This window comes from Clostridium sp. ZS2-4 (assembly GCF_026719745.1).
Classification (GTDB): Bacteria; Bacillota; Clostridia; order Clostridiales; family Clostridiaceae; genus Clostridium_H.
Map to the genome: position 1 here is coordinate 1 of NZ_JAPPRQ010000114.1, position 11,471 is coordinate 11,471.

The 11,471-nt window shown below is 27.1% G+C and carries 15 protein-coding genes; all 15 read left to right on the top strand.

Annotated elements, in window-relative coordinates; genetic code table 11:
• Positions 1-421 precede the first annotated feature (421 nt).
• The 15 genes from OIO11_RS12755 to OIO11_RS12825 all read left to right on the top strand — a co-directional run bounded on the left by OIO11_RS12755 (position 422) and on the right by OIO11_RS12825 (position 11,337).
• Complete coding sequence (locus tag OIO11_RS12755) at positions 422-2,518, top strand: methyl-accepting chemotaxis protein (protein ID WP_268071833.1); 2,097 nt, start codon at positions 422-424, stop codon at positions 2,516-2,518.
• Positions 2,519-3,165: 647 nt separating this feature from the next.
• Positions 3,166-3,504 (top strand): hypothetical protein, encoded by a 339-nt coding sequence (locus OIO11_RS12760; RefSeq protein WP_268071834.1) that lies wholly within the window; start codon positions 3,166-3,168, stop codon positions 3,502-3,504.
• Positions 3,505-3,569: 65 nt separating this feature from the next.
• Positions 3,570-4,427, top strand: coding sequence for a CPBP family intramembrane glutamic endopeptidase (locus OIO11_RS12765; protein ID WP_268071835.1), 858 nt, complete (start codon positions 3,570-3,572; stop codon positions 4,425-4,427).
• A 130-nt stretch (positions 4,428-4,557) separates the two neighbouring features.
• On the top strand, positions 4,558-5,022 hold the full coding sequence (locus OIO11_RS12770) for a hypothetical protein (protein WP_268071836.1): 465 nt from the start codon (positions 4,558-4,560) through the stop codon (positions 5,020-5,022).
• Positions 5,023-5,037: 15 nt separating this feature from the next.
• The gene (gene wrbA / locus OIO11_RS12775) at positions 5,038-5,670 is read left to right on the top strand and encodes an NAD(P)H:quinone oxidoreductase (RefSeq protein WP_268071837.1); all 633 of its coding nucleotides are present in this window, start codon (positions 5,038-5,040) and stop codon (positions 5,668-5,670) included.
• Between the two features lie 147 nt (positions 5,671-5,817).
• Positions 5,818-6,060: a hypothetical protein gene (locus OIO11_RS12780; RefSeq protein ID WP_268071838.1), complete on the top strand. Its 243-nt coding sequence runs from the start codon at positions 5,818-5,820 to the stop codon at positions 6,058-6,060.
• Positions 6,061-6,359: 299 nt separating this feature from the next.
• Positions 6,360-6,590: a hypothetical protein gene (locus OIO11_RS12785; RefSeq protein ID WP_268071839.1), complete on the top strand. Its 231-nt coding sequence runs from the start codon at positions 6,360-6,362 to the stop codon at positions 6,588-6,590.
• A 320-nt stretch (positions 6,591-6,910) separates the two neighbouring features.
• On the top strand, positions 6,911-7,129 hold the full coding sequence (locus tag OIO11_RS12790) for a hypothetical protein (protein ID WP_268071840.1): 219 nt from the start codon (positions 6,911-6,913) through the stop codon (positions 7,127-7,129).
• A gap of 275 nt (positions 7,130-7,404) precedes the next feature.
• Entirely contained in the window at positions 7,405-7,953 is a 549-nt protein-coding gene (locus tag OIO11_RS12795; protein ID WP_268071841.1) for a GNAT family N-acetyltransferase, read from the top strand.
• 62 nt (positions 7,954-8,015) lie between these two features.
• Positions 8,016-8,744 (top strand): hypothetical protein, encoded by a 729-nt coding sequence (locus OIO11_RS12800; protein WP_268071842.1) that lies wholly within the window; start codon positions 8,016-8,018, stop codon positions 8,742-8,744.
• Between the two features lie 162 nt (positions 8,745-8,906).
• Positions 8,907-9,182 carry a hypothetical protein gene (locus OIO11_RS12805; RefSeq protein WP_268071843.1) on the top strand — a complete coding sequence of 92 codons (276 nt, stop codon included), beginning with the start codon at positions 8,907-8,909 and terminating at the stop codon, positions 9,180-9,182.
• A gap of 61 nt (positions 9,183-9,243) precedes the next feature.
• Positions 9,244-9,756, top strand: a complete 513-nt coding sequence (locus OIO11_RS12810) for a hypothetical protein (RefSeq protein ID WP_268071844.1) — start codon at positions 9,244-9,246, stop codon at positions 9,754-9,756.
• A 170-nt stretch (positions 9,757-9,926) separates the two neighbouring features.
• Positions 9,927-10,373, top strand: a complete 447-nt coding sequence (locus OIO11_RS12815; RefSeq protein WP_268071845.1) for a hypothetical protein — start codon at positions 9,927-9,929, stop codon at positions 10,371-10,373.
• Positions 10,374-10,694: 321 nt separating this feature from the next.
• Entirely contained in the window at positions 10,695-10,928 is a 234-nt protein-coding gene (locus tag OIO11_RS12820; RefSeq protein ID WP_268071846.1) for a hypothetical protein, read from the top strand.
• Positions 10,929-11,043: 115 nt separating this feature from the next.
• Positions 11,044-11,337, top strand: coding sequence for a hypothetical protein (locus OIO11_RS12825; protein WP_268071847.1), 294 nt, complete (start codon positions 11,044-11,046; stop codon positions 11,335-11,337).
• Positions 11,338-11,471 lie beyond the last annotated feature (134 nt).

Sequence of the window (11,471 nt, forward strand, 5' to 3'; positions counted from 1 at the left end):
TTTTAAATTTGGTATATTATTCCAGCAGGCTCCGCCTAAAAGATTGGAAGTCGAAGGAATATTATAGATAATAATAACAGGTAATTATGTACAAATATAAGTTTTATATTTGTACGAAACTTAGGTAATTATGCAATTTTCACAGTTATGTAATTTTTCAAATAATATATTTATTGTAAAAATAAAAAATAATTAAATTAACGGTGAAATTAAAAATAATATAGATTTGAATATAATTTTAATAATCAGACAACATAAAAAATTGTAATAAATTAAAATAAGTAGTAAAATATTGTTTAATAATTAAAAAATAACAAAAATAATCTCATTATGAAATGTGCAGATGTATAAATTATTTATGAAAGGGAGGAAGAGATTTAGGCATAAAAAAGTAATTATTATAAAGTGGGAGTGGTATATAATGAAAACATTAAATATGAAAAGCATAATTAGAAAAGTATTATGTACAATCACGCTGATTATTGTATTTTTATCATTGATTTTTGGCGTTGTAGCTAATAAATACATAACAAAAATTTTAAAAAATAATGTTTCTGAAAAAATAGATAGGGATTTAGACAATATTTCATTGTATATAAATCAATACATAACAGAAAATGTAACAGCAGTAGAACAAATAGCAAATAATAAGATTATAGTAGATTTTTTCCAAGGAAAGCTGAAAACTGAAGCTGACATAAAACAATTAAGAGATAATATAAAAAAAATAGAGGATAACAGCAAAAATATTGAAATGATATGGTTAGCAGACAAAACACAGAACTTTTATGTCGATTCTGATGAAGCGGGAACTGCTGAATGGAGCAAAGAAGGTACTGAGGATAATAAAGATTATGTAGCTTTTTTAGGTGATGGTAGTTTAAATATAACTGAATCTGTAGCAGAGGATGGTATCATAGAAATAAGCATTATAAAAGGTGTGAATGATGAAAAAGGACAGAATGTTGGTTTTATAGCACTACAGGTAACATTAGATAATGTATACAATTATATGAAAAAACTTACGTTAAATCATAAAGGATATCCAGTTATATTAGCTTCTGATGGATTAGTTCTTTATAAACCATATGTAGCTAATACTTTAAAAAATACAAAAGATAATAAAAGTAATAAAATTAATGGAAATGATATAGAAAGTATTAAAAAATATTATCTTGGTAAAAAGTATGATTGCTATAAGGATATACCTCAAGATATTTTAAAATCAAAAGGCAAAAATATATCTTCTTATAGTAATAATGGTGAAGATATGTATGTTTGCTATGGGACTAATGAAATTAGCAAATGGAAAATTGGATATTTTTTATATAAAGATGAAATAAATAAGCATATTGCAGATTTTAATAGGAATTTTATTATAGGATTTTTTATAAATCTATTAATTATGCTAGTCTGTATTTACTTACTATTGAAAAAAACAATGAAAAATGTACCTGTAATTTCAGAGCATATTGAAAAAATTGCAGATGGGGATTTTAGTGATGATTTGAACATAAATACAAAAGATGAATTAGAAATGATTTCTTTAGGATTAAATAATATGTGTAATCATGTAAGCATACTTTTGCAGAATATAAAATTTATAATATCAGATTCAAAAAATATTTCTGATGTGTTAGATGAATCATCAAAAAATATGGAGGCAAATAGTAAAGAAATATCAGAAGCTATGCAGCAGGTTTGTGAAAAGGTTAATGATCAAAATGAGCAAACAATACATTCTCTTAAGGCGATAACAGAATTAGGCAGTAAATTTGATGAAATATATGAAGATGCAAATGAAATTAAAAAAGATTCTATACAGATAAAAGATAAAAATGAAAGTAGTATCCAATCTATAAGAAGGTTAAGAGAAAATTTTGATAAGAATATGGAAGCAACTTCTATGATGGAAGAAAATTTAAAAGAGCTTTTTGAAAAGTCAAAATCAATAGATGCTATTATAAGTACAATAAATAATATAGCGGAACAAACCAATTTATTAGCTTTAAATGCAGCGATAGAAGCAGCAAGAGCAGGAGAAGGTGGAAAAGGATTTGCAGTAGTTGCAGATGAAGTTAGGACGCTAGCAGAACAATCATCAAATTCAACTAAAGAAATACAGAATATTATTGAAGAGATTAAGAAATCTATTGAGAATAATGGACAAACCATTAATTATACTACAAAGCTTGTTGATGAAGCTAATAAATCCTTAGAAGAAAACATTGATGTTTTTGAAGAAATGAAGCTTGTTAATGATAAATTTATAAAATATATAGATACATTGAATGAAAAGATTAAAAAGATAAATGAAGTAAAACAAGAGGCAAATTCATCTATAACAAATATTTCTTTTAGTATTAAGGAAACAGCAGCAGCAACTGAAGAAGTGGCAGTATCTGTTGAAAGTCAATATGAAGGCATAAATACTGTAACAGAATCAATATTAAAGCTTAATGAATTTATTAATGAATTAGATAATAGCATTAGAACGTTTAAAATTAAAAATAAATAATATTTAATTAGCATTTAAACATAAGAAGAACGTGCTGTATTTTTATAATTCAGAAATTACAGCACGTTCTTCTTATGATCAACAAAAGTTAATCAGCTTTAAATACATTTAGGTAAAGTGAAAGTTCAGTTATAGCAGTTTCTAATAAGTCATAGTTACCATTGTGAATTAGCCAGTCAAATATTATTCCTCTCACAAATCTTAGGATATTCCAGGTAATTTCTTTTGATGTCATAGAATTCTATTTAAATCTTTTCGCACTGGAATATGGAAGTGCTGACATTATTGGATTAGGAAGAGAATCAGGATACAGTTATTATGGATGTAGGTTATCGTTCAGAAAAAGATTTATACAAAGAATTAGAGATGGATGTTGATGATATTTACCTTTTTGTGTGTAACGAATATTAGGCATAGCCCGTGGTATTCGTTACACAATAAAGTTACTACACAACTGTTCTTGAAAATGAGGTGTTTTTCAAAATGTGGGAGTGAATTGTAGGATTAAGTGTAGAAGAAGTTTAAAGTATTAGAATGTTTTAAAGTGGTAAATATACATTGCTTTATTATAATAAGGATTGAAATGGTGTAATTTAATATGGTATGGTGCTATACTATATAAAGAGCCTGCATCCTAGGAAGGTATAGTGATTATAGGTTCACCAGGAAGTGGTAAAAGCACTTTTTCAAGAAAACTTGCAGAAATAACAGGAATTCCACTTATCCATCTTGATAAAGAGTTTTGGAATTATGGATGGGTTGAAACTCCAAGGGAAGAGTGGGTAAAAAAGCAAGAGAATTTAATATCAGGGAACGAATGGATAGTTGATGGTAACTATGGCAGTATATTAGATATGCGTATTGAAAAGGCTGATACAATTGTTTGCTTTCAATTAAGTAGAGTGATGTGTATACAGAGCTATTTTAAACGAGTGGTAACTAATATAAACAAAATAAGACCCAATATTACTAAAAGGTATTGTTAAAAAAACAGTTATATAAGAATATAAGAGTTGATCATTTTTATATGCAATGAAGAAAGGTGAAAGATATGGAAGTACTAACTGAGCAAAAAGGAATATCAGTAGGAGAGGGGATTAAATTATTTTTTAAGATTAATATATTACAAATTTTATTTACAATTCCTTTTAACTTATTAGGTATATGTTTTGAGGAAAGTGGTTTAAATGCAATTGCTCCATATATTAATGGGTTAGGTGAAATAGCAGCGTATATTTATATTATTAGAAAAATAATTAAGGAAATTAATTTAAAAGAAAACTTCAAATTAAAAATTCAATATAAACCTAAATTAAAAGAATATATTTATGTGATTTTAGCATTACTAGGATATCTTTTTATTTATGGAAATACGATAGAATTGTTATTATCGAATATTCCAGAAAGTCAATGGGTGGAAGAGTATTTTTCTACTATTCCAATTCCATTATTAATTATTTCAGTAAGCATAGTTGCTCCAATTTTTGAGGAAATAATTTATAGAGGAATCATATTAGAACAGTTGGATAGAAGGTATGGCATGATAAAAGCTATAATTGTTTCTTCATTATTGTTTGGAATAGTGCACCTTAATATCCACCAAGGAGTCAATGCATTTTTCATAGGAATAGTAGCTGGATTTATCTATATTAAAACTAATTCATTATTACTTAGTATGTTTTTACATTTTGCAAATAATTCACTAGTAACAATATCAGATTTTATTCCATTTTTGGATAGTAGTAATTCAAAATTTAGTGTAGTTGAGTTAGTATGTGGAGTAATAATGTTATTAATAGCATATAAATTTTTTAATAATATAGAGGTAGATTTAAGCAGAAAGTTTAAGTGGGATATTAAGTCTAAAATTAAGGAAAATAAGCTTTCAGATACCAATTATAACTCGTAAATTACATGGTGGTATGATATTTGGATGTTGTATATATATGAGTTGAAAATAAAGAGTATCTAGGAGGAGAATATTTTGCGGGTTATTGCTTTATATTTTCAAAAAGATAGAGAAAAAAGGAGTCAATAAAATGAAAAAAATAATATTAATTTTGGCTATTGTGATATTTTCATTAACTGGATGTTCATCTCAAAAATCAATAAATAAAATTAATAATAGTTCTTCAACTATCCAAAATGAAAGCAAATCACAAAATAATGAAGAGAAAATAGTAATAGGTAGTAACGATTCAGTAAAAGAGTTTTTACCTAATAAGCCTATGATTAAATTATTTAATGGTGATTTTGAAAATGGGGGTAGGGTTGAAGTTGTAGATAAGATTATTGAGAATAAATACCAAATAAAGTCCGTAAATACTGGAACAGGTGGAGTTGGTGTTTATGAAGTGAAAGAAAATGAGATAAGAAAAGTATATGGCGTAGGAGAAACAGAAGTATTTGAAGAAAGTTATTTAAATAAAGAAGCTAATTCAAATGATTTAATAATATTAAAAGCAATTAATATATTATTTAGAAATGAGGGTTACGATAATTAAGGAGGGGATAAAGAAATGAATATTCATATTATTTTTCATAGTATTCATGGACATTGTTATGCTATAGCTAAGGAAATTAAAAAAGGTGCTGAGATGATAGAAGGAGTTAAAGTTAATATTTTTAGAGTTCCTGAAACTAATTCAGCTGAAATAATTGAAACTATGGGAGCAACAGATAAAATAAAAACTTTTTCACATTTACCGTTAGCTACAATAGAAACTATGGTAGAAGCTGATGCTATAATTTTAGGAGCTCCTACCTATTTTGGAGCTCCTAGTGGGCAGATGGTTGCTTACTTAAATCAATTTGGACAGGAATGGGCTAAGGGAACTTTAGTGGGTAAAATTGGAAGCTCTTTCACAACTACGTCAGAACAAAATGGTGGTGCAGAAACATGTTTACATAATTTGAGTACTTTTTTCTATCATCAAGGAATGATTATTACAAGTGTACCTACAGCACTTACATATGAGGATATGCATGTTGAGCAAAAACCAGTAGGAGGATATTCTTATGGAGCATCCATGATAACTGGTTGTATGAATGATTGTGAAATTTCAGAAGAAGAAAGAAAAATTGCTAGATTACAAGGAAAACATGTTGCCAAAATCACTAAAGCATTATGTATAGGTATGAAAAGTATATAGTGTTAAATGAAAAATTTACCAGAAAGATAATTCTATTTTGTCAGTGCAAAATCTTCTTAAATCACGATATAAAAGATTGTAAATCAAGAACGGAGTTAAGACACAACAGCAAAATAATGTGTTTTATATCTGAGAGAAATTGATTTTATGGAGTTTATATTTTTAATTATTGTTGGTTTAATAATTTTAGGCGTTTTAAATGAGTATGCTGAAAGCAAAACATCAAGTGAAATAATGTTATTAGGAATAGAAATCACTATTGTTGGGGTGGCATTTATTGTATTTGGAGACATAAATTCATCTAATGGTGACGGGATATTTAGTTTGATAGGGTTATTAATTGTTTTGGGTGGTTTTGCAGCAAGTATATTTGGGTTTGTTAAGAATTAAAATCTATTTACATTAACAAAAATTAACGCCTGAAATGTACTGGACTGATATAGTACATTTCAGACTTATTTTAGTTGTTTGAAAAAATAATTTCAATTGATACAACTTTGGATTAGTAATCATATTTATAGGAATTATAGTAACTTTACTTGGGGTGATAAAAGGATATAAAGATAGCAAGGAAAGCTAATATTTTGAAGAATATTTAGAAATGACGATATGAAGGAGATTTTTTATGCATAATATCATAGTTAAATTACTTGAGGAGTCAGATGCACAAAAACTTTTTATATTCGAACTTGAAAATAGGTTTACCAAGAGGAGATAGCTATTATGAATTTAATAATTTCAATACAATAATAAAGGAGTTAGTTGAGGAACAAGAAAAAGGATTATTATATATGTATTTGATAAAGGATCATTCTGAAAATGTTATTGGCAGAATAAATCTAGTATCAGTAGTAAGAGGAAGTTTTAATAAGGCTGAACTAGGCTATAGAATCGGTGAGAAACATCACCTGACAACATAGGTTCCCAAATAGTATTAATTAAGAATGGATTCCAATTTGCTGGTCGTTATAATAGATATACTTATCAAAATGGAAAATGGCATGATAGCATAAATTTTGAAAAAGTGCTTGATTGAATATATTATTGATTTATATTAGTATATTTGCTATTTATTTTAGCATCTTTTATTATAAATAAGTTAAGAAATAATAAGATATAAAATAAATAATGTAAAGAAAATGTGTACTAAGAATATATACTATGTTAAGGGCAAATTGGATCATGTTCTGTAATATTATTTAGAAAAATTAAAAAGGGCTAATTTAGAGGTAATTGAGGTATGAAAAAAAGATTATTTAAAACTATTTTATATTGGGGTTCGATGGGTTTATGTGTGGTTCTAGGTAGATGGATTATAGATCGTATTTTAAATCGCAAACCGTTCTCAGGTGGATATTTTGCTGACATGATAATTGGAGTAAGTACTTTTATGCTAGTGTCATTAGTCGCAGAATTCATCAAAATCAGAAAAGAAAAATATGAAGAATACACAAATTAAATTATTGCACAAAAAGCTGTTTAGAGTTATTTTTGATGGTAAATATGTATTTTTTTATTATAATAAGCATTAATATGAAGTGGTGTTGCAATATATAAAGAAATTATGTCACGAGAAGATATAATGTTTTAAGGTGAAATTGTGACACAATATAAAGTTATATAAAAATAAGGCAGGTTTAGAATATATGGATAATGAAAAGATACGTGAACAGTTCAAAAGAGGAATAAAGTGTAAAAGAATAGGATTTTTAATAATACTGCTGGAGGTAATGTATGATTATTGAAAACAAAAGAATAGAAGGTAAAAGTCTAACATGGTTACTTCGTTGTCCAACAAAATATGATGCAATTGAATTATCTAAATTAAGAGTTAAAATTGATGGAGAAACAGAAAATCTTGATAGGGAATCTGGTGAAGGTTTATTAACTCCAGCAGATTTTGAAAAACTTATTTATGATGATTCAATAGCGGAAAATACTTTATTCTTAGTTGCAGAAGTAGAAAGGGAAATTGTTGGATTTACCCGTTTAGAAGGAAGTAAACTAAGTAGATTTAGACATAAAGCAGAGTTTGGAATATGTATATCAAAAGAATACTGGGGTCATGGAATTGGTAAAATTCTAATAGAAAATATTTTGATGTGGGCAGACACTGTAGGAATTGAAAAAATTTCATTAAATGTGGTACAAACAAATACAAAAGCAATTCAATTATATAAAAGATATGGATTTGTAGAAGAAGGATTATTAATAAAGGACCGTATTCATAAAGATGGAAACCATTATAACACAGTTATAATGGGAAGATTATTAGAAAAATAGAGTATGAAGGAAGGTATATATAAAATAATAGAATATATCATTCAGAAAGTGAGAAAGACATTATGAAAAGCAGCAAAGAAGATTTAAGAAAAAGAGGAATGATTGATCAGTCAGATATTGATAAAATAATGTCTTTGTCATATAGTAAATTAATGGAATTAGTCAATGCCAAATCACCTACAGAACGTTCCGCTGCAATACATTTATTATCATATAAAGTAAGTTGTGATGACGAAGATTTTATAGAAGCACTTCTAATGAGGCTGTCCATTGAGAAAAGTCTTTATACTAAAATAGAAATTTGTAATGCTCTTGAAAATGGAAAAGTGAAAGCAGCAAGGCAAATGGCAGAGTATTTGGGGTGTATTGGTAATAACCAACATAAATGTCTTCCGGATAAAGTATCAAAGAAAATTAGTTATCCACTGCCGCGTGATATTATTGCTAGAAGTTTAGCAAAAATGGATAGAGCTATATTACCTGTCTTGCTAGAGGTTCTAAGGTCAGAAAATGAAATTAAGATATCAGAGGTAATAGATGCAATTGGCTTTTTAGTATTCTATCATCAGGAATTAGCTACTATAGAAGTTTTAAATTGCTTAATAGATGTTATGAATACATATTCCAATAATGATGTTGTGGTTTGGAAATGTGTTTTATGCCTATCCGCATTTCCTATGCAAAAGAGTATTGATATTTTGAATTGTATTTCAGAGAAAGATGATAATAATCTTATCAAATATGAAGCGTTACGTTCTCTAAATTTAATAAGGATTAGAAAATATATATGATAATGGTTGTAAATCTTTTATTTTTGAGAAACAGAAATGACATATAAACAATGATTCTCAATTACGATTTAGATTCAAACAAGGATATAAGAAGAATTTTACAATCATATAAAACTTAATAAAAGGAGATTGAAATGAGCTTTGGAATATGGAGGAGTATGGATGGATAAACAAGAAAAACGTTTAGCAAAGTGGGAAAAGATAAAAAGCAAGGGATTAATGTCTTACATAATTAAAATTGGAATATTTTATTATGGATTAACTTCCTTTTTAATATGGGTATTTTTAGCTCCTTTTATAGATAACAATTTTACATTAAATTTTGTGTATAAAGAAACATTTAAAACTAAATTGATTGTTTTTGGTATTTTATCACCTTTGTTTGGAATGTTAATGGGATATACATCGTGGAAAGAATTGAAGAAGAAATATAAATAGAGTAATACAACATGAGACAAGAGCAATGAAATTATAAGTTATTAAGTAATTAGGTGATGTTATGAAAAATAAGAAAATAACTATTGTAAAAAGGATTATAAAAGTTAGTGTTTTAGTATTTATCTTTACGATAATTGGTTGGAATGTATATAATCAATGTTATGAAAAATTAGTAGTATTTAATGAAAAAGAGTTAAAAAAGGTAGAGAGAGTTACAGTCAACTATTATAAAAATTTAATTAATAGAAATTTTGAGGAAGCCTTATCACATATAGATTATGAGAATGCTTCAATGGAAATTGACTTAGAATGGTTGAAGCAGAATTCTGATTATAACATAAAAGAACCAAGTCCTGATAATATTATATTAGAATCAAGGTTTGATAGAAAATTAAAACAATATACAGTTTATTCATTAATTGAAGTTACTAATGGTGAAAAAAAATTTTTAGCAAATGAAAGATTATATTTCAAAAAAGTTAAAGGAGTATATAAAATTAGTTGTATTTCTACTAAAGATAAGTATATATCTTTTAGAAGTAATGAAAATCATGAATTGGGATATGGTATGTAAAATTAAACCTAAAATATAAAAGGAGTATAAATAACTAAAGAAAGTGAAATATTTAAATAAATACGTAACATAAAGAATTTATGATTTTACTTTTGATATATATTGAAAATAGAGGTAAAGATAGTTCTAGATATGTTCAGGCATCAGCTGAATATAATTAGGAGGAACCCATGTTTAAAAAGAAAAACTTTTTAATTACTGTAATATTAGTAATTATACTTATAGGGTTATTGGTTGTTGCTTATACAAATGGAAGAAAAGATGTTCCTAAATTAGATGTAACTTATAATGGAAACAATATAGAAGTGGGACAGGGACCTTATATATGGAAGTCCAGAGGTAAAGTAAAAGAGTTTACAATTAATAGTTATGCAAGCGTAATAAGTAAATTGCTACCGGGAATGAGAGTAGCACCTAATGGGCAGTTAAAATTAAATTTTGACTATCAGCCTGAAACTATTACTTTAAGTGGTGTAGGCACAATTTCTAGCTATGAAAAAGTTATAAAAGATAATATTATAAATATATCAGAATATGGTACTGGGTTATATTTCTTGGATTGTAAGTGGCAAGAAGGAACTGTAACTTATATTATTTTTGTTAATGTACAGAAGTAAATAATTCAGTTCATTGTACTATATTAAAATGTGTCATACTCTTCTTAAATGGTTAAAATAATTTTAAATTATTTTAAGACACAACATCAAAATTGTACGTCTCAACACTAATTATTAACATCACCTGGAGTACTTGCGAAACCTAGGTTAAACTTGCTACTAGTGGTACCAACCTAGTGAAGGACGTAGTCCAAACTTACTCTTAATTATCTTTGGACAATTTCTTAAATTTCGACTTTTCTCGGGATTCCCCAGGGTAGTGGTTCAAAGTGTAGAGGAAATCGAAAGTTTAAATCATTAAGAAAGGAACTAAGATAAGATATGGATTGGAGAGAGAAATCAGCTCATGAAAGGGCGAATATGATAAGCAGTGCAAGGGAAGAAGGATTTAAAGAAGCAATGGAAGAAGAAATAAAAGAAATAGCAAAAAGAATGTTAGATATGCATATGGATATAAAGCTTATATCAAGGGCTACAGAGCTAAGTGTAGCAGAAGTTCAATCCCTTCAACAATCATTGAAAAAATTAGAAGAAGAAAAAAAAGGAATGAAATAAAATGGACTTATTTAATTTTAATTTTTTTAAACCTTTAATACAGATGTTAAGCGTATATACTATTATTTGCGCAATAATTTTAGCACTACTTATTAAGAAGAATCTACTAGCTGATATGAAGAAAGTTGAGATTGAAAAAGTAGAAAAAGTAGCAGCTACAGTAATTAATAAGGAATTTATAGATAATTCAAAAAATACTACAGGTGGATATGATAATAATGGAGTTGCTCTATGCAAAAACAACTATAATTTAATTGTAAAATATGAACAATTGACAGCAGCTATTGATGATTATTTTAATTATCACAAATTAAAACCAGGAGATAAAATAGACGTTAATCTAGTTACAATAATGGATGAAAAAAAGAAGATTTTAAAGAAAGAATTAAAAGAAATAGTTAATACATAATATAAAGAAAATGCGTAGCAAATATGATATTTATGGAGGTAGTATAATGAAAGTATTGGGGATAGTAGGGAGTAGAAGAAAAAATGGTAATACAGCATATTTGGTACAGCAAGCACTAGATGCAATTAAATGCA